Source organism: Chryseobacterium sp. JM1 (assembly GCF_000737715.1).
Lineage (GTDB): Bacteria > Bacteroidota > Bacteroidia > Flavobacteriales > Weeksellaceae > Chryseobacterium.
In genome coordinates this window covers 562262-584157 of the sequence record NZ_JPRN01000003.1, presented here as the reverse complement: position 1 = coordinate 584157, position 21896 = coordinate 562262, and the positions used below count along the sequence as shown (strand labels likewise).

The 21896-nt window shown below is 38.3% G+C and carries 21 protein-coding genes; 6 read left to right on the top strand and 15 right to left on the bottom strand.

The window, feature by feature from the left end; all coding sequences use genetic code 11:
- Positions 1-22: 22 nt before the first annotated feature.
- A complete protein-coding gene (gene gyrA / locus IW22_RS07720; protein ID WP_034725438.1) occupies positions 23-2605 on the bottom strand; it encodes a DNA gyrase subunit A in 2583 nt (860 codons plus the stop codon).
- A 148-nt stretch (positions 2606-2753) separates the two neighbouring features.
- Between gyrA and IW22_RS07715 the strand changes: the two genes are divergently transcribed.
- Positions 2754-3068: a DUF4286 family protein gene (locus tag IW22_RS07715; protein WP_034725437.1), complete on the top strand. Its 315-nt coding sequence runs from the start codon at positions 2754-2756 to the stop codon at positions 3066-3068.
- A gap of 45 nt (positions 3069-3113) precedes the next feature.
- On the opposite strand, the gene IW22_RS07710 is transcribed toward IW22_RS07715, so the two are convergent.
- The 3 genes from IW22_RS07710 to IW22_RS07700 all read right to left on the bottom strand — a co-directional run bounded on the left by IW22_RS07710 (position 3114) and on the right by IW22_RS07700 (position 4507).
- Complete coding sequence (locus tag IW22_RS07710; protein ID WP_034725436.1) at positions 3114-3347, bottom strand: hypothetical protein; 234 nt, start codon at positions 3345-3347, stop codon at positions 3114-3116.
- A gap of 146 nt (positions 3348-3493) precedes the next feature.
- A complete protein-coding gene (locus IW22_RS07705) occupies positions 3494-3988 on the bottom strand; it encodes a GNAT family N-acetyltransferase (protein ID WP_034725434.1) in 495 nt (164 codons plus the stop codon).
- Between the two features lie 6 nt (positions 3989-3994).
- Complete coding sequence (locus tag IW22_RS07700) at positions 3995-4507, bottom strand: DUF421 domain-containing protein (RefSeq protein WP_034725433.1); 513 nt, start codon at positions 4505-4507, stop codon at positions 3995-3997.
- Positions 4508-4641: 134 nt separating this feature from the next.
- Here IW22_RS07700 and IW22_RS07695 point away from each other — a divergent pair, with 134 nt between their 5' ends.
- The gene (locus IW22_RS07695; RefSeq protein ID WP_051891145.1) at positions 4642-5196 is read left to right on the top strand and encodes a DUF3828 domain-containing protein; all 555 of its coding nucleotides are present in this window, start codon (positions 4642-4644) and stop codon (positions 5194-5196) included.
- Between the two features lie 45 nt (positions 5197-5241).
- Here IW22_RS07695 and IW22_RS07690 read toward each other — a convergent pair whose 3' ends face one another.
- Positions 5242-5376, bottom strand: coding sequence for a bacteriocin-like protein (locus IW22_RS07690; RefSeq protein ID WP_034725432.1), 135 nt, complete (start codon positions 5374-5376; stop codon positions 5242-5244).
- A gap of 189 nt (positions 5377-5565) precedes the next feature.
- Here IW22_RS07690 and IW22_RS07685 point away from each other — a divergent pair, with 189 nt between their 5' ends.
- Both IW22_RS07685 and IW22_RS07680 read left to right on the top strand, forming a co-directional pair.
- Positions 5566-6051 (top strand): hypothetical protein, encoded by a 486-nt coding sequence (locus IW22_RS07685; protein ID WP_034725431.1) that lies wholly within the window; start codon positions 5566-5568, stop codon positions 6049-6051.
- 44 nt (positions 6052-6095) lie between these two features.
- The gene (locus IW22_RS07680; protein WP_034725429.1) at positions 6096-6476 is read left to right on the top strand and encodes a hypothetical protein; all 381 of its coding nucleotides are present in this window, start codon (positions 6096-6098) and stop codon (positions 6474-6476) included.
- Between the two features lie 56 nt (positions 6477-6532).
- Here the strand turns inward: IW22_RS07680 and IW22_RS07675 are convergent, their stop codons facing one another.
- From IW22_RS07675 to IW22_RS07650, 6 genes are all read right to left on the bottom strand, one after another.
- On the bottom strand, positions 6533-7132 hold the full coding sequence (locus tag IW22_RS07675; protein ID WP_034725428.1) for a hypothetical protein: 600 nt from the start codon (positions 7130-7132) through the stop codon (positions 6533-6535).
- Positions 7133-7140: 8 nt separating this feature from the next.
- Complete coding sequence (uvrA, locus tag IW22_RS07670; protein ID WP_034725427.1) at positions 7141-9972, bottom strand: excinuclease ABC subunit UvrA; 2832 nt, start codon at positions 9970-9972, stop codon at positions 7141-7143.
- A 352-nt stretch (positions 9973-10324) separates the two neighbouring features.
- On the bottom strand, positions 10325-11257 hold the full coding sequence (locus IW22_RS07665) for a DUF6845 domain-containing protein (protein ID WP_034725426.1): 933 nt from the start codon (positions 11255-11257) through the stop codon (positions 10325-10327).
- A gap of 21 nt (positions 11258-11278) precedes the next feature.
- Positions 11279-13162, bottom strand: coding sequence for a type VI secretion system baseplate subunit TssF (locus IW22_RS07660; RefSeq protein ID WP_034725424.1), 1884 nt, complete (start codon positions 13160-13162; stop codon positions 11279-11281).
- Positions 13163-13187: 25 nt separating this feature from the next.
- Positions 13188-13628 (bottom strand): GPW/gp25 family protein, encoded by a 441-nt coding sequence (locus tag IW22_RS07655; RefSeq protein WP_034725422.1) that lies wholly within the window; start codon positions 13626-13628, stop codon positions 13188-13190.
- A 163-nt stretch (positions 13629-13791) separates the two neighbouring features.
- Positions 13792-15210 carry an APC family permease gene (locus tag IW22_RS07650; protein ID WP_034725420.1) on the bottom strand — a complete coding sequence of 473 codons (1419 nt, stop codon included), beginning with the start codon at positions 15208-15210 and terminating at the stop codon, positions 13792-13794.
- 143 nt (positions 15211-15353) lie between these two features.
- Here IW22_RS07650 and IW22_RS07645 point away from each other — a divergent pair, with 143 nt between their 5' ends.
- Positions 15354-15869, top strand: coding sequence for a DUF4920 domain-containing protein (locus IW22_RS07645; RefSeq protein ID WP_034725418.1), 516 nt, complete (start codon positions 15354-15356; stop codon positions 15867-15869).
- 76 nt (positions 15870-15945) lie between these two features.
- Here the strand turns inward: IW22_RS07645 and IW22_RS07640 are convergent, their stop codons facing one another.
- Positions 15946-17055 carry a M14 family zinc carboxypeptidase gene (locus IW22_RS07640; protein WP_034725417.1) on the bottom strand — a complete coding sequence of 370 codons (1110 nt, stop codon included), beginning with the start codon at positions 17053-17055 and terminating at the stop codon, positions 15946-15948.
- Between the two features lie 840 nt (positions 17056-17895).
- On the opposite strand from IW22_RS07640, the gene IW22_RS07635 reads away from it, so the two are divergent.
- On the top strand, positions 17896-18432 hold the full coding sequence (locus IW22_RS07635) for a helix-turn-helix transcriptional regulator (RefSeq protein WP_034725416.1): 537 nt from the start codon (positions 17896-17898) through the stop codon (positions 18430-18432).
- Positions 18433-18489: 57 nt separating this feature from the next.
- Here IW22_RS07635 and IW22_RS07630 read toward each other — a convergent pair whose 3' ends face one another.
- From IW22_RS07630 to IW22_RS07620, 3 genes are all read right to left on the bottom strand, one after another.
- On the bottom strand, positions 18490-19509 hold the full coding sequence (locus IW22_RS07630; protein ID WP_034725415.1) for a T9SS type A sorting domain-containing protein: 1020 nt from the start codon (positions 19507-19509) through the stop codon (positions 18490-18492).
- Between the two features lie 225 nt (positions 19510-19734).
- The gene (locus IW22_RS07625) at positions 19735-20901 is read right to left on the bottom strand and encodes a proline dehydrogenase family protein (RefSeq protein WP_034725414.1); all 1167 of its coding nucleotides are present in this window, start codon (positions 20899-20901) and stop codon (positions 19735-19737) included.
- A gap of 64 nt (positions 20902-20965) precedes the next feature.
- On the bottom strand, positions 20966-21895 hold the full coding sequence (locus IW22_RS07620; protein WP_051891144.1) for a UbiA family prenyltransferase: 930 nt from the start codon (positions 21893-21895) through the stop codon (positions 20966-20968).
- Position 21896 lies beyond the last annotated feature (1 nt).

Sequence of the window (21896 nt, the reverse complement as noted above, 5' to 3'; positions counted from 1 at the left end):
CTATATTATATTAATTGTACTTTTATTCTTCAGAATCAGAATTCCCACTTTCCTCAGCCGGACTTTCGTTTTCAGCCTGAGGTGTATTGTTTTCCTGGTTATCAGCTACAATTTCTGTTTCTTCTGTCAATTCTTCGGAATCGTCTTCAACATCTTTATCCATTTCTACTTTTGCAATCGCTGCAATTTCGTCATTTTTCTTAAGGTTGATCATTCTTACTCCCTGAGTATTTCTACCCATTACTCTCATTTCATCCATATTCATTCTGATGGCAACCCCCGACTTATTGATGATCATCAATCCGTCTTCGTCTGTCACATTCTGAATAGCAATCAGATGTCCTGTTTTTTCGGTAATGTTCAGGGTGATCACTCCTTTTCCTCCTCTGTTGGTTTCTCTGTAGTCTAAAACAGCCGTTCTTTTTCCATATCCTTTTTCAGATACAACAAGTACCGTTTCATTTTCCAGATCATTCACAACAATCATACCAATTGCTTCATCATCATCTTCCATGCTGATCCCACGAACCCCGATAGATCCTCTACCTACTTCTCTCACTTTTTCTTCAGGGAAACGGATACATTTACCGTTTTTAGTAGCGATCATGATCTGAGAAGTACCGTTGGTTAAGTAAGCACCTAACAACTGGTCATTATCTCTGATCTCAATAGCATTTACACCATTTACCCTTGGTCTTGAATACGCTTCAAGAGACGTTTTCTTAATAGTACCGTTCTTGGTTACCATTACTACGCTCATTTGATTGACATATTCAGCATCCTTCAGGTTATTGGTTCTGATATAAGCCTTGATCTTATCATCCTGTTCGATGTTGATAAGGTTTTGTACCGCTCTACCTTTTGAAGTTTTAGATCCTTCAGGAATTTCAAATACTCTTAACCAGTAACATCTTCCTTTTTCTGTGAAGAATAACATATACTGGTGATTGGTCGCAGAAACGATATACTCAAGGAAATCTTCATCCCTTGTAGTTGCCGCTCTGTTTCCTACCCCTCCTCTGCTCTGAATTTTGTATTCGGAAAGAGATGTTCTCTTAACGTATCCTGCGTGCGAAATGGTAAGAACCACTGCTTCGTTCGGGATGATATCTTCGATAGACATTTCACCTCCTGAGAAGTCGATGGCAGTTCTTCTTTCGTCACCATATCTTTCTTTAATTTCAGCCAATTCTTCTTTGATGATCTCGAATCTTCTTGGCTCATTCGCTAAGATGTCTTCCAAGTTCATGATTTCTTTCATGATGGCATCATACTCGTCACGGATCTTATCAAGCTCCATTCCTGTAAGACGTGCCAATCTCAGATCAAGAATAGCCTGAGCCTGGATATCAGAAAGATCAAATGCTTCGATCAAACCTTCTTTTGCACCCTGAGGGTTAGCACTGTGACGGATGATAGCGATAGCTCTGTCTAAAGAATCCTGAGCACCAATCACCTTCATGAAACCTTCTAAAATATGCGCTCTTTCTCTCGCTTTCTTAAGCTCAAAATGAGTTCTTCTTACGATTACCTCATGTCTGTGCTCTACAAAGTGATGAATGATATCTTTTAAATTCAGCTGTTCCGGTCTTCCTTTAACCAATGCAATATTATTCACACTGAAAGAAGTCTGAAGCGCTGTATACTTATACAATAAATTTAAGACAACATTAGGAATCGCATCATTTTTCAGTTCATAAACGACACGCAGACCATTTCTGTCCGATTCGTCTCTGATCTCATGAATTCCTACAATCTTATCATCTTTAACCAATTCAGCTGTTCTGGCGATCATGTCCGCCTTATTGACCTGGTAAGGAACTTCTGTAACGATAATCGCATTTCTGTTTCCGATTTCCTCGAAATTCACTTTTGCTCTCAGCACTACTCTTCCTCTTCCTGTATGGAAAGCGTCTCTTACCCCGTCGTAACCATAGATAATACCTCCTGTAGGGAAATCCGGTGCTGTAATGTGGTGCATCAGTTCATCGATCGTAATATCTTTATTATCGATATAAGCAGTGATCGCATCTACAGATTCTGATAAGTTGTGTGGCGCCATATTGGTTGCCATACCTACTGCAATACCCGATGTTCCGTTCACTAATAACGTTGGAATTTTTGTAGGCATAACGGTAGGCTCCGTCATACTATCATCGAAGTTATTCTGAAAATCAACGGTTTCTTTATCTAAATCAGAAAGAATATCATCAGATATTTTTTTCAATCTTGCTTCCGTATAACGCATTGCTGCAGGCGGGTCGCCGTCCATTGAACCGAAGTTACCCTGTCCGTCCACCTGAGGATAACGCAAGCTCCAAGGCTGCGCCATTCTTACCATCGCATCGTAAACAGAAGAGTCACCATGCGGGTGGTATTTACCTAAAACATCCCCAACAATTCTGGCAGATTTTAAATATTTTCTATTAGAAAAAACCCCTAATCCATACATACCATACAGTACTCTTCTATGAACGGGTTTAAGGCCGTCTCTTACGTCCGGCAACGCTCTTGAAACGATAACCGACATCGAATAATCGATATAAGACGATTTCATTTCATCAACAATGTTGATAGGAATCAGTCTTTCTCCTTCTTTTTGCATAAACAAATTTTATTATAATGACAGTCAGACCTTTAGCTGTGCGTCTGAAAATTATTTATTTCCAATTTTTATTAACGGGCTAATTTACGAAATTTTTACCGATTTTTGTGCTAGAATTTATCCACAAAATCTTAAAAATTCATAAAATATGAGCTTATTGAGTATAACTTTCCACTGCACGAAAAACAATATTGAAGAATGGGAAAATTATATTGACGAAACACTGGTCCAGATGGCCGAAAACCTGATGGACGTCAACAAATATATTCTTTCTGAAGTACACACAGATTATATAGACGAAGGTAAGAATTATAATCTTCTTTTGATTTTTGACAATGAAGACCTCAGGGAAGACTTCATTAAAAGTGAAATGCTGAACATTGCAGAAAGGGTCGAGAAAAAATTCGGAACCGAGGTAATGATCTTCAATACATTCCTGAATCCTAAAAAATCCAGATTTTAAATATAAATCAAAAGCCCTGAAAAAATCAGGGCTTTTTTATTTTTCTCAATCTCTGTGATGTTTCTTTCCTTTGTGTCTGTGGCCGCGGCCTCTGTCGTCATCGTCGTAGTAATACACTCTTTTTTTCACATGTCCCGGAGCATAATACCTTGCACTTCCCCCATACATTTTCTTGGCGTGTCCCGGTGGAACCCTTCTCACGTGCTGATCATGCACTACACATGATGACAACATGAACAGGACCGTTACGACCCCTGTAATTTTAATCAAACTTTTCATTTTCTACTTTTTCAAATTTCAGTAGGGAGATAACAAGGTTGATGCCAAAATTTGAAAAGAATTTAGATATTAGAGCTTAGAAGCTAGTTTAGTGGTCTATTTCAAAGTTTCACACTAATTTCTAATTTCTAGCTTCTAACATCTCATCAATTAATTATTTCGCTTCTCTTTTCCATCAGGATAACATCTTTCCACTGCCCGTTCAGTTTTCCTATTTTCTTGCGGACTCCTACGGTTCTGAAGCCGTTTTTCTGATGAAATCTTATGGATGCTTCATTTTCCGGGAAGATACTGGCCTGTAATGTCCAGAATCCGTGGCTTTCGCTGTCGAGAATCATCTTTTTCAGCAGCACTGACCCTAAACCTTTCCCCTGATAAGAATTCTCAAAATAAATGCTTACTTCAGCCACTCCTTTATAACATTCCCTTTTGCTTACCAATTTCAAAGCGCACCATCCTACTATTTCATTGGTTTCATTTTCCAAAACCCACCGGCAGTCGTTGAAATATTCCATATTCCAGGCTTCGGCTGTAGGAACTTCAGTTTCAAAAGTAGCCATACCGCCTTCCAGTCCCTGTCTGAATATCTCCAACACCCTTTTTTCGTCGCTGGGAAGCATTTCGCGTAATTCGTAATTCATACTATTTTAATGGTATTTTCTTTTATTTCTTCTTTTAATTCTTGAATAATGCGTTTGTGTCTGTGTTTCGTCCTGAGAAACAACACTGATATTTCCGTCTACCTCGAGAATAGAGAGCTTTACATTCTGTATTTTTTCTACGCCGTGTTCTCTTATCGCTTCTTCCAGCTCATCACGGGTGATCTTTACCCTGTTCAAAGCAGGCTGATCTATCACTCCATCTCTGATCAGGACGACAGGATCCTCTTCCATAAAGGTTTCGAATTTCCGGTTGGCAAACATGAGTCTTTTTAAAATAAAATTGGCTGCGAAAAGAACTAGTGCCGCAATAAGACCGCCCTGCAGCGAGGTATCCGGTCCTACCATTGCATTCTGAACAGCATTGGAAATAAGCAGCAACAATACCACATCCCCTGCATTGAGCTGGGAAAGCTGATTTTTACCAAAAAGACGGATCGCGATTACCATAAAAAGGTAAACACACAAGGAACGTACGACAACATCAAGAATAGGATTCACAAATCATGTTTTATACTCAAATGTATACATTTTTACGATGGGCTGCTTAATTTATTTTTAACTTATTAAATTAATGAAATTAGAAAAATCGGCATACAGTTTGAGCCTTTAATGAAAAAAAAATCACACTCATTATGATCAAGAAATTATTTCTATGCTTAAGCGGTATTCTGTTTTTGGCAGGCTGCAAAAACAATGAAACCCGCCCGTCTGTATCGGCTGATACGGAAATTAACCAAAAAGTCAATCAGCTGTATACAGAATATGACGGTTCAAAAAAATCGATTTACAATCAATCGTTTTCAGACAGTCTGTTTTCTCCGGAACTGAAAAAGACTCTGGAAGATGCTATCCACGCATCGGAAGCTGATATTGAAAGAGTGAAAAAAAGTGATCACCCGGATGAAAAACCGTTATTGTTCGAGGGCGCTGTTTTCTCCAGTCTCTATGAAGGATATACCGGATATAAAATAAAGTCGGTTACAATAGATCCTTCCGGAACCTCAGCTAATGCAGCTGTTGAACTTGAATACACTTTATCCCCACCGAAAATTAAGTGGACAGATAACGTACAATTGATCAATTCCGGTCAGGGCTGGAAAATTGACAATATCCGATTTGACAGTATAGGAAATGCGAAAGATTTGAAAACAAGTCTGAAAGAATTCACCCAAAATGCCAATAAGTAAAACCTCATCATAAAAAAAGCTGCTCTGAGAGCAGCTTTACATTTTTTAAGGGCATTGAGCGATCGGAACCTCGCTGCATACTACTTTATTCATCCATTCGCAGAATACGCAGTATTTCTTTGGTTCTCCGCCGTACACAGATTTAAGATCGGTTTTTGTAAGTTTCTTTAAATTTTTCATATCGTTTTAATTTTATGTTTAACAAATTTATAACGAATTCCGCATCAGATTATTACAATTTAATCGTTAAAGCTTTCATTATTTATAGGTTATCACAGAAAAAATAGATCTATCCATAGGGAAATACGGTTTAATATTTAATGCGTATCTTTCACTAAGCCAAAAACATACACCAAAACAATTAAAAATATGGAAATTATAACAGCAAAAGGAGCTCATGCAGGCCAACTGGATCCCATAAAAAAGACCCTGATTTCGAACGGTCTTCTTTCCGGGCAGGACGATATGGGCAGTTACAACAAAGGAATATGTCATGATGTGGTAGCTTATGCTTTATACATGAGAGGTGCCGCGATATCTCCCTCTGAACTCGTACAGTATCATGCTCAGGGATGGCTTAATAAGTTCGATTATTCCGGAGGAGAGAAATGGGATGGATATTCCGTTATTCCCAAAGGAAAAGCCATTGGCTTTTACAGAGTAAGAGATAAAACCTGGTTTCACTCAGCGATTACTACCGGGAGCGGTACGGAGATCAGATCTGTAAACGGGTTCTCTTTAGGAACAGCATGGTCGGTGCCTGTTGATATGAAATGGGTCTTGGGCAAACGAAATTCTGACGGAACATTTAATTATGACGGAACTAAAATAGAGGTTTACATCTCTCCTTTATAGGATCCCGGATTCCCACAAGATTTTCATTATTCAAAAAAAGTATAATGTTAAAACCTTTGAACATAAAAGAGCGAAAACCTATATGGATCGCTCTTTCTGATTTTTATCTGGATACAGAGCTTCAGGATTCCGATTTCCGATATATTGTAAAAACAATTCTGGAAAGTCCGTATACTTTCGAAGAAGTGAAAACCATTAATACCTATGAAATTTTCCCGGTTCTTCAGTCCAATCTGCTTCAACCTGCGGGCGAATGGGCCGGCTTTAATGAAAAATGGCTGGTTGAGGCTATTACGTCTCACCTTGCAACCAAAAAAAGGTTTAAAAATTTGATGATCCGGATCGGTTATAAGAAATATGGATGGATGCAGGAGGATTATTGGGTAAGGGTTGAAACTATTTATAGTGAAATAAGAGGGAAATAAAAAAAAGAATCTGCTTTCACAAATTCTTTTCTATGTTTTATCATTTTCCGGACATGTTACCATCCATTGATTATTCTTTTGGTTTCAAGCTCATCGATAATAAATTGTGCATCACTCTCTGTAATGTATTTACTTTCATAAAGCCAGTGAATCCGTGCTATTTGAGTATGAACAGGAATCAGATTGTCTACTTTATAATATTCTCTCAAATAGTATTCTTTTTTACTCTTTTTAATTTCAACAATAAATCTGTCAACTTCTTCCATTTCTCTTTTCGTGTAGGAAAAAATAAGCGGTTTTGCAGCGACAATATTTTTAGAACTTTCAGCCTTGAATTCATTATTACATATACCAGTTACAATTAAAGCAGGAAGCATTGCTATGCCAAAAACAATCATTCCTGAAGACTGAGAAAGCTGATAGCTTTCATTAATAAAAATAGTGAGCAATATTGAGTTCACCAGCACAGATATAACTATAGCGATAATTACAGGATCTTTTGATTTTCTAAAAACACTTTCATCATCATAAATATCTGAAAAATGAATTTTATACTCATTTAGTTCCTTCGCAAATTTAGTTCTTACAAAAACTCCATCTTCCTGAATTTCATAATACCTCGTATTTCTTCCATCTTTTTGTGCCAAACTGTTCATATAAGTCCTTATTCCAGTTCTCTTTTCAAAAACTTCCCGGTTAAACTCTTCTTAGACTTTACAATCTCTTCAGGAGTTCCCTGAGCTACTATTTGTCCACCGTGTTTTCCTCCTTCCGGTCCTACGTCGATAATATGGTCGGCTAATTTGATCACATCCATATTATGTTCAATGATAATGAATGAGTTTCCTAATTCTACCAGCTGATTGATGGCTTCCATCAGGATCTTTACATCTTCAAAGTGAAGTCCGGTGGTAGGTTCATCTAAAATATAAAGTGTATTTCCGGTTTGTCTTTTTGAAAGTTCCGTAGCCAGCTTGATACGCTGTGCTTCACCTCCTGAAAGGGTCGTCGACTGCTGTCCAAGCGTAATGTATCCTAATCCCACATCCTGAAGGGTTTTCACCTTAGCAAAAATCTTAGGAATCGGCTGGAAAAAGTCTACCGCTTCATCAATGGTCATATCCAGTACATCGGAAATTGATTTTCCTTTATAACGCACTTCCAGCGTTTCTCTGTTGAAGCGTTTTCCGTTGCAGGTTTCACAGTGAACATAAACGTCCGGAAGGAAATTCATTTCAATCACTTTCAATCCTCCGCCCTGACAGGTTTCGCATCTTCCGCCTTTTACGTTGAATGAGAATCTTCCCGGCTTATACCCACGGATCTTACTCTCCGGAAGTTCTGCAAAAAGATTTCTGATATCAGTAAACATTCCCGTGTACGTTGCCGGATTTGAACGGGGTGTTCTTCCGATCGGCGTCTGGTCTACATCTACAATTTTATCGATATTATCCAGTCCTTCGATCTTCTTGTACGGAAGAGGTTCCTGAACCGCTCTGTAGAAATGTTTATTAAGAATCGGGTACAAAGTTCCGTTGATCAGAGAAGATTTTCCGCTCCCTGAAATTCCCGTTACCACCACCAGTTTTCCTAATGGAATATCAAGCGTGACATTTTTAAGGTTATTTCCTGTAGCCCCTTTTAACAGAATATTTTTACCGCTTCCGGCTCTTCTTTCTGCAGGAATTTCAATTTTTCGTTTTCCGTTGATGTATTGTGCCGTAATGGTATCTGCCTTTAACAGGTCTTTCGGTTTTCCCTGCCACAATATTTCTCCTCCGAATTTTCCGGCTCTCGGACCGATATCCAGTACCTCATCGGCTTCCAGGATCATATCTTTGTCATGTTCTACAACAATCACAGAGTTTCCGATATCTCTAAGGTTCTTTAATGAGCTGATCAGTCTTTCATTATCTCTCTGGTGAAGTCCAATACTCGGTTCATCCAGAATATACAATACATTCACAAGCTGTGAACCGATCTGCGTGGCAAGACGGATCCTCTGAGATTCTCCTCCGGAAAGTGTTTTCGAGCTTCTGCTTAAGCTCAGATAATCCAAACCTACATCCAGAAGGAACTGAAGTCTTGTTTCAATTTCTTTTAAAATCTCGAAGGCGATGATTTTATTTTTCTCAGAGAATTTATCCTTAACATCCGATAACCATTCTTTTAAATCGGATAAACTTAAGGCATTCACCTCAGCGATATTCATTCCATCGATTTTGAAACTTAAACTTGCCGGCTGAAGACGGGTTCCGCCGCATGACGGGCAGGTTTCTTCAGTGGTGAAGTGTCTTTCCAGCAGAACTGCTTCGTAAGATTCTCTTTCATCAATGATCTCTTCCATGAAAGTGATCAGACCATCAAAGCTTATTTTTATTTTTTTGGTAATTCCTGCGTATTTCAGGTCTTTGTTAAATTCTTTATGACATCCGTTGTAGATATAATCCAGAGCCTCTTCAGGAATATCCTGCATGGGCGTTGCCATTCCCAATCCGAAGATCTCAAGGATATTTTTAATCTGGGACAGGATCCATTTGTTGGATTTAATATCTTCCAGCGGTAATAATCCTCCCTGGTTAATGGAAAGTTTAGAATTCTCAATAAAATAATCTGTATTGATCTTTTTTATGGTTCCTAATCCTTTACAATCAGGACAGCTTCCTTTCGGGGAGTTGAAAGAGAATGTATTCGGTTCCGGAAGCGCCAGTGAATGACCTGTTTCGGCATCCATCAGGTTTTTCGAGAAGTATTCAATGTCTGTGCTTCCCAGTTTCTGAATTCCGATGATCCCCTCGCCCATTTCCATAGCGGTGCGCAGGGATTTCTCCATTCTGGTTTCAGAGGCATTTTCCCCGATGATCCAACGGTCAATGACAATGTCGATATCGTGGGTTTTATAACGGTCAAGCTTTAGATCGTATTCAATATCCTGAAGTTCACCGTCGATTCTTGCTTGACCGTAACCTTTCTTCGCCATCTGCACGAAAAGTTCATGGTAATGTCCTTTTCTGGAACGTACCACAGGAGCCATCAGCATTATTTTTTCGCCTTTATAATTTTCTTTGATGGTATCCAGGATTTGATCTTCCGTATAGCTTACCAGTCTTTTCCCTGTAGACAGAGAGTACGCATCAGAAACCCTTGCATATAAAAGACGCAGGTAATCGTAAAGCTCAGTAACCGTTCCTACTGTGGAACGTGGGTTTTTATTAGTTGTTTTCTGTTCGATGGCAATGACCGGAGAAAGTCCTTCGATCTTGTCTACGTCAGGGCGCTCCAGACCGCCTAAAAACTGACGGGCATACGCTGAGAATGTTTCGATATAACGGCGCTGTCCTTCGGCAAAGATCGTATCAAAAGCCAAAGAAGATTTTCCGCTTCCGGAAAGCCCGGTAATGACTACCAGCTCGTTTCGTGGGATCTTAACATTAATATTTTTAAGGTTGTGTTCACGTGCTCCGTAAACTTCTATATATTCTGTCGATTTGCTCATAATTTGAAGTGACTCTGCCTGAAAATCACGATGTGCAAAATTACGGAATTTTATGGAATTGTGTGAACCGGAAAGTTTTTATTAGAGTTTAATTTTAGTTAAATTTTCAGGATGTCGTACTCAGAATCAATTAGGCTCATTTAATCGAGGCTCCGGTTAAGAAAATTAAAATTAAGGGAACTGAAAGAGGAAGATTGGGAGTTAGCAGTAGACGCTTATTTTTAACAATTACCTTAAAAACCGCGATGAAGTTTTTCTTTAAAAGTCTCATGTTGAGACTTCCTAATGTCAATAAAAACAAAAAAGACTGACACCATGTATCAGTCTTTTTCTATAAGTTCAATTTTGCTCTTTATTTTACAAATGAATTGTATGAATTCAATACCGATTCGTAAGAGGAATCGATCTGCTGGATATCACTGTCGGAAATTTTTCCTGTTCCTTTCGCATCACGAATTAGTTTTCTGTAGGTATCCAAAAAGCCTGAAGCCGTTTTATTGAAACTTTCAAACTGCGATTTTTTATAAGAATACTGCGGATCTTTCACATTAAATTCTAATTTGGAATTCGCATCAACCGTTTTGGCAAGCTCATCATACTTTTTCTGAGCCTCCGCTTCGTTGAACTTTCCGGTATACTGTTTGTCCAGAAGATCAATATTGGAATCCAGAGAATTCATGACACTTTTAGAAGAAATGATGTACTCTTTCATAGGATGATCTTTCAGAACTACTTCTTCTGCAGCATCTGTACCCGGTTTAATCTTGGCCACCACATTTTCTCCGGCAGTAAACAAAGCCTGCGCCTCGGTTTCAATATCCTTTGTTATGGCATCTGCTTTCGCTCCTTTATCATCTTTATAATCTTCAGAAGTCATATAAGATTTAAGCTCTTCAAACTTTTTCTCTATGTTTTCCTTTTTAGCTTTGTAAGTATTAAAGTCCGCCTCTATAGCTGCTTTGTCTTTTCCAAATCCTGAAGGCACCTCTTTGATTTTTCCGAATGAATAATCCATCGAGCTGATCACAATAGGCATGATCATAACGTTCTCCCCTTTTGCTTTGGCAGCAGCGGCATCAGCATATTTAAGGATACTTTCGATATGTCTCGATGTACTTTTATATGATTCCAGAAAGTTGTTGTTAAAATCAATGATGGCATTGGCATCATCCGCCCCTCCAAGATTCAAAACAGATTTACCCAGTTTACTGACATCTTTTTTACAGCTGATGACACTCACCGATGTAAACGTCAGGGCCATCGCAAGTACGATAATCTTTTTCATATGTTATAATTTTAAGTTTGGTTATATTTCGTCAAGGTCGATGTCTTCATTGTTGATTTTCACTACATACTCGATTCCGTCAATTGCTTTTGAAATAATCTGGTTTCTGAGGATATTGGCCATATTTTCCCAGTATGCTCTTCCGTAAAAAGAATAGTTCTGCGGAATAATTTCTACCTCAACGGTTCTTACAAAACCTTCTTTAGGACGATTGCTGATCATGGTTCCTCTTCTTACCCTTACTTCCTTCACCTCATCTTTCAGGATCATTCTGCAGTAGTTTTTAACGTCTTCCAGAGAAATGATCTTATCCCTTGTCGTTAAAGCATATTTATAAGCCTGAATACTGTCTGTTCCTTTTTGCTCTTCCGCCCCTCCAATGGTTTCAGTAAGAAGTACCACGGTTTGTGATTTCAACTGATTGGAAAGTTCAGTTCCAGGACGCATATGATTGGCCAAAGTACAGTGTGTCACCCAGAAAGAAGCATACGTATGGTCTGTTTTCTCTACAGGCTCCATGATCACGTAGTTCAGCTCCTGTCTGATATTTCGTTTGGCATTGTTCACCTTCTGCACCATCGTCTTCATTTTGTCGGACATTTCACTAAGGACTCCTTTAACATTATCCCTATTTAAAAGTGAAAATGCAGCGATCTCATCTCTTGTCAGTTCCAAAACATTGGCGATCATGTCTACCGCGTTTCTGTTCGTAAAGCGCTCCATTCCTCCTTTTCTTACGGTGTAGAGCCCTTTTTTAAGATCATCTGCGGGCGTAAAAGGAATTTCGGTGTATTTTCTTCCGTCGCCGTCCTGAACCTCATCTACATAAAGGAAATGCTCGCCTTCGTCTGTAACCAGAGGAATATTGTTCCCCATAATGTCCAGACTATATTCCGTTTTTTTCCAGCCTCTGTTGTAAACCGGGAATGCATTCATTACAAATGAGAAGTTATCCAGGATCTCAGCAGAAAACTGTGGCGGGAACTCGAAAGTAAGCCACAAATAACGCTTGTCTCCGATCTGTTTTCTGATTTCCTCTTTTCCATCCAGAAAATCCAGATTCTGTGGTAATTTTCCGGGTTCTGAGAAAAGGCTGCTTGAAAGTCCTGTGATTTCTATGAATTTATGGCGGTAAATACTTTTAATATCTTCAATGGCCTTGTTTCGGATAGACTGCTCCCTGAACATCTGCTCATATCCTTCAGGCTGATTATTGCTCAAATAGCTAAGCCCTTCTCTTACAAATAAAGGGTTTCCGTTGCTCGTTACCGTAATATAAGGAAGAAGTTTGTACACAAAATCCATATGCTCAAAAGCCGGATTTGAGCAGAATACGCTTAAATATTTAGGGAAATTCTCGCTCGCATATCTGCTTACATCCACTCCGATGGTAATCTTTCTGTAATCTTCGGGTTTCCCCGGAAATCTTGCTACCGGAATTTTATTAAGTCTGTCGTCTACGCTATAGCAGGTATTCCCTACAAACATGACCGCTGTCTGTACTTTATTAATCCGTACATTTCCTACAGGTGTGAAAGGAATATTCAGCTGTTTGTCCGATTCTGATTTCACCGTAGAGGTCATCTGCTTACGGAAAAAGAATTCCGTATGTTCCAGCAATACTTCCGAAGAATCATATGGCAGCGTAAAGGCCACCGCATGAGCCGGAATCGGATGGGTATAAATGGACGGTGTCAGAAGTTTGGCCAGTTTCTCCAGGATACGGGCGTTTACGGTCTGAATCTCGTTATTGGCTTTAAAGACTTCCGTACTGAATGCGTCTATCAGTAGTTTTACAAAAGGGTCCAGAGATTGCGGGCTTTTCAGTCCCCACACTTTGGTGGCGTTCTGAAGCATTCTTGCCTTTACAGATTCTTTGGAGTATATATTTTGATCTAAGTTCATAAATTTTTCTTGCAGTTAAAAACATTTAGTCAATAGACATCGGACTTAAAAATAATTCTGTAGAAAAGCTGAAACGCTCTCCCGTTGCCTCCATTTTTGCATTGATGGCAATTCTTACTTTCTTTTTGATTTCTGTGTGTTCTTTGGTATCGTAGCTGTGTTCTACAAATTGAATGTGGGCATCAACCTGCGCCTGTACGATCCTGGGTTCATACTCCTGAATCTGCCTTCTCAGGCTCTTAATGAAAACGCTTTCCCATACGGCGCTGGTAACCCCATTGTCGAATTCCAGGTTCCAGACGTCGTTTCCATAGTTGTCATCATATCTATTCTCGCCTTTTTTGGTGGTGATCAGCAGCATGATATTGTGCGCAATGCTTTCGCCCATGTCGCAGATATCAATGCTTCCGCCTTCAGTCATGAGTGTTGAAGGTACAAAAGGCATTCTGTAATTTGGTGTATCCATAGTCAGCTTCTTATTTTTACTTCATGGTCTAGTTTACTTAAAAAGAGCTACCAAAATACACATTTTCATGAAATAAATCGGAAAATACCTCAAAAAATATCGCATATAATAAAGGCTTCCGGGTTTTTACGGAAGCCTTAAATAGGGTTTATACGGTTAAAATTTATGATTGATCTGCCGTCTTTTTTCTGTTAATGAAATAATATACCGGAAGTCCTAGCAGGACCATTACAAATCCGGGCCAGGTATATTGTTGTTTGTAGATCAGAAGCAGTACACAGAAGCCTGTTCCGATCAGAAGATAGATAATTGGAGTTACAGGATACAGCCATGTTTTATAAGGTCTTTCAAGTTCCGGTTTTTTAAATCTTAAATAAATAACCCCGAAAACGGTAATCATGTAGAATAAAACGATCACAAAAGAGATCATGTCCAAAAGATTTCCGTACTGTCCGCTCAGGCATAATATGGAAGCCCATACTCCCTGCATCCATAAAGCATTTTCAGGAACTTCATTTTTATTATTCTTTTCAGCGGAGTTGAAGAACATTCCGTCTTTGGCCATGGTTTGAAATACTCTTGCACCTGCCAGGATCAGTCCGTTGTTACAACCGAATGTAGATACCATCACAAGAACGGCAATAATAACTGTCCCCGCACTTCCGAAAATATTCTGAGATGCGGCTACCGCTACCCTGTCGTTCGTAGCAAAGGCAATACTGTCTCTATCCAAAGCATTTAAGTAAACGTAATTAACTGCAATATAAAGGATCATAACGGCAGAAGTTCCGTAGATCATTGATTTCACAATATTCTTTTTCGGATTTTCTACTTCTCCGGAAACGAAAGTTACGCTTTCCCAGGCTACAGAACTGAACACAGAACCTACCATTGCTGCTGCAATTCCTCCGAGTAAAGTCATTCCCCCGATAGGCTCCCAGCCTTCTTTAAGGAAATTACCGCTGATGTCTTTTTTAAGATTATTAAATGAATCCGAACCTAAACTGAAATTCTCAGCCAGATGGGAAAAATCCACCAATATGAATCCTGCCGCAATCAAACCCAATAAGGCTATGATTTTTGAACCTGTAAACACATTCTGAAGCAGTTTTCCGCTCTCAACACCGCGTGTGTTAATATAAGTCAGTAAAAGAATAACGGCTATTGCCAGAATCTGTATCCAGGTGATTTTAAATTCCCCGCTCTGGAAAAGAGGTGCCGCATCATTTAACGAAGGAACGAGATAAGCAGTAAATTTACCGAAAGCCATTGCCACAGCGGCAATAGTTCCTGTCTGGATCACTGTAAATAAGCCCCAACCATAAAGGAATCCCATCTTTTTGCCGAAAATCTCTTTAAGATAGGTGTATTGTCCGCCTGCCTTTGGAAACAGAGCCGAAAGTTCTCCGTAGCTGATAGCTGCTGCTACCGTCATCACTCCAGTGATCACCCAAACAACAATCAGCCAGTAACCTGATCCCAGGTTCCGCATCATATCAGCACTAACAATAAAGATCCCACTTCCGATCATAGAGCCCATTACCAGCATAATGGCGTCCCAAAGTTTCAGTTTTTTTTGCATAGTCAAGTATAGGTGTCAAATATAAACAAATCTGTGTTTCGTTTTGGAATTTGTTTAAAATTTACTGCACCACCTGTTTTTTATCAACCTTTTCTCAATTTAATATTCAATTTTAATTAGTACTTTTGAAAAAAATATTAAAAATGAAATTCAAGGCTATATTATTTGCAGCAGCGGTAAGTGTTTCCACTTTAGCTTTTGCACAGGAGACATCACAGAAAAAATTCGGACCACCGGAAGGTAATGCTATTGTAGGTGATACTTATGGAGCTGGAGTTGTTTCGACGTCCGAGTCTAAAGCCATTACCGTAGATAAATTAAGCAAGAAGCTTAAAAAAGATAACAAAAAAGTGGAAGGTGTAGCAGTGAAAGGAAAAGTAACTGATGTATGCGAGAAAAAAGGATGCTGGCTAACGATTCAGACTGAAGATAATTCTCAGTTTTTCGTGAAAATGAAAGATTATGCATTCTTCGTACCTACTGCCTTAAAAGGTAAAACTGTAGTGCTTGAAGGAACGGCAGAAAGAAAAGTAACTTCTATAGACGAACAGAAACACTACGCTGAGGATGCTAAAAAACCTCAGGCTGAAATTGACGCTATCAAAACTCCTAAAGAAGAGATCAGATTTGTAGCCAATGGAATCAAAGTGGTAAACTAGTTTTGTTCTATCATAAAATAACGTCCTCAGGAAATACTATTTTCTGAGGATGTTTTATTTTAAATATAATAAGAGTCTAGTCTTCTATCGTAAATTCTGCCACAGCATCCAGTTTCGGATATTTAGTTGATGCCACAAATTTCTTTCCTGTACAGTCTATTTCCACCCAGCCTTTTCTATTTTTCACGTCGCCCACTTCCATGACAAAAGGTACAAAAGATATCTCATCCTTTCCTTCCTCTATCACCTCCCGGTACTGAACTGCAACATCCAAAATACATTCATGATCCGTATTCAGTTTGACATTCCTGTAAATAATGTCGTAATGGGTTTCCTGATTTTCCGGAATTTCAAGGTACTTTTCCCAGCCTTCAATATCAGAGTTTAGTTCACTGATTCCTTTTAGTGCATAATATAAGGCTACCGTATAATATTTTCTGGTTCCCTTCCTTGGATAATCATCTGCGAAATGTCCTCCTTCAAATAAAATGGTAGGCATCCCTGCTTTGATAAAATTGTCTCCGGTAGAAGTCGGATAAAACTCATCAGAATATCTTCCGATCTGATTCGGGATTAATTCTTTTAAATGATCATAAATCTGTCCTATAACCGCCATACATTTTTTCCTGTTCTCCGTCACGGTACGTTCTATATTTTCCGAAGGTGCCAGAAACGAAAGTGTAGCAGGATGTATCCCGTCCGTTGTGAAAATCGTTCTTTGCTCGTGAAGATTTAAGGCATAATCGTAAGTATTGGAAGCAGCAGCTTTTTTAAGGTATTTAATCTCCGTACTGGACTCGTTGTGAAAGTCACGGTTCAGATCAATATCTGCTGCATTCAGTCTCGTCCATTTTTCAGATCCGTCAGGATTCAGCATAAAAATAAAATCCAGCCTGATCTTACTTAAAAGATCTTCCTTCATTTCCGGAGCCTTATCCAAAGTTTCCAGGAGATCCAGCATCGCGTGAGTGGCGTTGGATTCATTTCCGTGCATTTGAGACCAGGCAAGAACTTTAATGGTTCCTGTTCCGATGCTTAACTGGTAAATAGGTCTATCTAAATATGATCTTCCAATCTCCTTAATATAACCGCTGAGATTGTTCTGTAGGTAAGAAAATAATTTTTCAGGGGAAATATAGCGGTTTAAGAAATTAGGGTTTGGAAAATAGATTTGCTCAAAATTCATTATCAATAATTTACAAGAGTCAAATTTAATGATTTTTACGCAAAAAATATTGGTTAACATTTGTAATTTAACCAAACACCGCCAACTGCCATTTTGTCTGTGGATAAAATTGTTAATTGAATATAATCTAAACGCGATTTTTTAATTAACTAAAATTCAGCGCTTTATGAAGTTTATATCAATTACATTTAGAATGTTCCTTTAAGTATAAAAACGTCTGTTAATCAATAAATAGGCATAATATTATTAAACAAGATTAATGTGGAAAACTTAATAGGTTACACTTGCATACAAATGTAAATTGTTGTTTTTTCGCATTTATCCTTTAAATCTAGTTTAAATTTAATTGCAATGTACAGTCTGTTGCTTTTCTCAGACCATAAGATTCAGTTATTATGTAAAATTTTATTAAATCACCTATAAATACCTAATAATTAATTATTTACAATCGCTATTTACGTTTGTATACACCGAAAAATGGTCTTTTATTGCTTAAAAACCTCCATTCTATGCTAATGCAAGGTCATTTCCAAATTTACATTTGAAAACACTGAAAATCATTGGTTTATCTATAAATAAGTAAGAAATTGAGTATAACTGAAGCCCTATAAAAAAAAGAAGTATACGAGTCATTACTCAAAGAATTTATCCGCTTAAAAATAGTGTTTACTTTAGTAAATAGAGCCTTAATAGATAAATAAATACCATAAATAGCTACATTTAAGCTTATTACAAGTGTTTACATCTGTATATTTACAAGGTTCAATAAAGTTTACTTATGTAATTTGGTTATGTAAATTTTATTATTTACATTTGTAACACAATTGACAACTTATTTTTATGAGTTTAAACGAAAGAATTTCCAAAGTTATTGAGTATTCCAATCTCAGCCCTTCTGAGTTTGCAGATGCAATTGATGTGCAGCGTTCTTCCATTTCCCATATTACTTCAGGAAGAAACAAGCCGTCTCTTGAATTCATCATTAAGATCAAATCCAGTTTCCCGGAGATTCTTTGGGATTGGCTGGTTACCGGAGAAGGTGAAATGCTGAAGACGGAGTTACCGGAAGTAGAATCACTAGCGGAAGAAAAGACTGACGACGATAGAGGAAAACCCACTCCGCTCCCCGATCTGTTTACGATGATGAAGGACGATGAAGATTTTGGAGCAGAAGAAGAAATTGAGACCGTAAAAGAGAGCCCGCGAGAATCGTTTATACCGCCCCCATATAAGACGCAGCAAAATATATCAGATTCTCAGCGATTAGAAAATTCCAATGAGCAAATGCTTAATCAAGTTATTGGAAATCAATCTAATAAGATAAAACGAATTGTTCTCTTCTATGAAAACGGAAAATTTGAGAGTTTTGAGCCCTAAAAAACCTGGCCAATTTCTTTGGCCAGGATAAAAAATATTTGAAGAAGAAAACTAAAGCTATTGCTTTAATAGTTTTGTCATTTTTGTAAGTCCGCCTTCATTCTTTATTTTCAGAATGTAGTTTCCTTTCGGCAGATCTGAAACGTTGTACTCTTCAGAACCTTTCAATGTTTTTACCAATTTTCCGGAAGTGTCCATAATTTCCACGCTGCTTATTTTAAGTTTTTCAGGATTATTAATTCTAAATTGGTCCTTTGCCGGATTAGGATACACCTGAACTCTGTTATCATACTGCATCGTCTCCTGTGTACCTAACGTGGTTGCTGTAAACGTAATCACAAATGGCATATCCAAAGGATAATCCGGTGCTGTTGCAGGGTTTCCTAAATCTACAATAGGTACCCAGGTATTTAAAATAGCATCAAACTGTTTAGCATTAAAAGCAGGAATTCCCCTGTTTCCAACAATCGTAACAGGTGGTAAAAAGCCCGAACTGGCAGTCACTACATTTTGCAGCTGATATTTTATCCAATAGGTTCCTGCACCTAAAGTCTTAGGAGTACTTGCCGTCACTTTCCATATCTTTCTGGTGGTTCCGGGTGCTACCGTAAGTGGTACCGTAGTATTTCCCGTTCGATACATATTGGCATCTGTAGCCACACTGAATCTGTTGGTGGTATCATCACCATATACACTTACGGCCCCTATTACAGAAGGATCTGAGCTGAATATATTCACCCTCACTGTATTAAATGGAGGCGTCGTTCCTGTGTAACCAGTCTGATAGGCAAAAAAGTCAATGGTAGTGATCTGCCACGTAGATCCAATAGGGACCGTAAAGTCATCAGCAATAAAAAAGCTTGCTGTGGCTGAACTGAAAGTTCCTCCCAATCCCAAGCTGGTATTGGATTCTGTAGTATTTCCTGTATTATTCTGAAGTTCAGACCAGGTATATCCGGCAGGTGCCGCTGTACCGCCCTTAGAGGTTGCACCCGTACTTAAACCTCCATTACTGTAGGTTTGGGAGAGGATAAAGTTAACCGCCATCAAGGCAGCAACGAGTAATGTTTTTTTCATGTATTAGTTTTTTATGGTTTAATCAAATATAGTAAATACTAATTAAATAAACAATAAAAAGTTAATTATTTTAAATCATACATAACATAAAGTTGATTTTGTAAAATTATCAATAATAGAGTAAAGCTATTGAAATGGATAATAAACAGTACTTTTTACTATAAATACATCCGACAAAAAAAACCTGCATTTAATGCAGGTCTCGTATATTATAATAAAGTATTCTTATTTTCTCCTTCTTTCAAGTTCTTTTTTGATCAACCCAAGTTCTCTTCCTGTTTGTCCGGCTACAGAAGTGTTCTCTCTTGCTCTTCTCGTAAGATAAGGGACAACATCTTTTACAGGTCCGTACGGCAGATATTTAGCCACATTATAGCCTTTATCCGACAGGTAGAAGGAAATGTTATCACTCATGCCGTAAAGCTGTCCAAAATAGATATGCGGATTGCCGTTTTCAAGGGATTTAGCCTTCATTTTATCCATGATCAGTTCTGATGAAATCTCATTATGGGTACCGAAAAATGCCGATACTTTATCCAGATGATTCATCACGAAATCGATTCCCGCATTATAGTTTTTATCTGAAGCTTCCTTAGTGGGCTGGATCGGGTCTGCATAGCCTTTTTCAGCAGCTCTTGCTCTTTCCTTTTCCATATAGGCTCCACGTACGATCTTATACCCGATAAAGTAATTTTTTTCTCTGGCTCTCTGAAGATTTTCCTCCATATATTCAAGCCTTCCGGTTCTGTACATCTGGATGGTATTCCAAACAATTGGCTTTTCCTGGTTATATTTTTCCATCATCTCTTCACAAAGATGATCTGCCGCATCCTGCATCCAGGTTTCTTCGGCATCAACCATTACTTTTTTGTCATGTTCATGGCAAAGACTGCATATCTCATCAAATCTTTTGACCACTCTCGCCCATTCTTCTTTCTGGCTTGATGTCAATTCTGAACCGTTTCCTACCGCTTCATACAGATCAATTCTTCCGAAAGCCGTTGGTTTAAATACAATAAAAGGGATCGCAGGATTTCCCACAGAAAATCTGATGATATCTTTAATCTCTTTGCATACCGCATCAAAAGTTTCTTCATCCTCCTTACCTTCAATAGAATAATCGAAAATACTTCCCACTCCTCTTTTGAAAAGCTGTTTCACCACCTTCATGCTTTCTTCACGCGTTTCCCCTCCGCAGAACTGCTCAAACAAAGTGCTTTTTACAATTCCGGTCACGAAAGGAAAATTGTTGTGTACCGTAAAATTAAGGACAGAAGTTCCAAGGCTGGTAAGAGCCGGCTGTTCAATCATCTTAAACATCCAGTACGCCTTTCTCAATTGTGCATCAGACTTGTCTGCAAATGCAACTTTAGTATCGTTAAAAATGGGCATTCCTTTTTATTAAATTTAGTTTTGCAAAGGTAATAATAACCTCAGTTTATTTAAAGAAAATTTTCTATAATTTGCTCTCGATTCCGTTCAGCAGCATTGCTATAATTCCGACAAAAACCCAGAACCTTAATATATTGAGTGTAAAGAATTTACTTCTTCTGGATGAATCCAGCAACAGGTAAATACAAAGGATCATCACAAACAGCCCTCCCGTAAAATAATAGGCCATAAAACCTGAGATCCCGGTTTTGGCAATAAGTTTCATGGAAACCGCCATCGTAACGACCAATAAAGAAATAATGATCATCTGAGTATTTCCGGTTTTAAAATAGTTCGGAATCGTTATATAACCAAATGCTTTGTCCACGCTTTTCGTCAGCATATCCTTGACAATATCGATGCACAGAAGAATCAGAAACAGAAAAATAGCCATCAGCACAACCTTCTTGGAAAAAGTTTCATAATACACCATCATTCCGAAAAAGGGATATAGTGTGAGACTTACAAAGGTGAGATTATTGATGATTAAAATTCTGCTCAGTTTGTGGCTGTAAAACCACATAAAAAACTGATATACGAGGAAGAACGCGAAAACTTTATGGGAAATCATCCAGGCGACACCAAGGGATATCGCTGTCAAAACAAGATAGGCGTATAAGAAATATTTCTGTTTGATGAAGCTTTGAATCCTGGTCCGGAAAGGTTTTACCACATGGTCTTTTTCCAGATCGTAAAACTGATTGATAATTCCGCCCGCCAGAATGGTTATAACCGTACAGAAAATAATACCGTGAACCTTAAAATCGAAGACGAATTTTCTAAAAGTCTCATCCTGATTAAAAAGGAAAAAAGTGGAAACATACAGCGCAAAAGTCAGCAATATTGCTACAAAAAATCTTGCGCCGATCAGAAAGCCCACGAATTGTGAAAATCTGTAAAATATAGATTTAGAGACATAATTTTTAGATTGGAAAGTTTCTTTTTCAGAATTCATT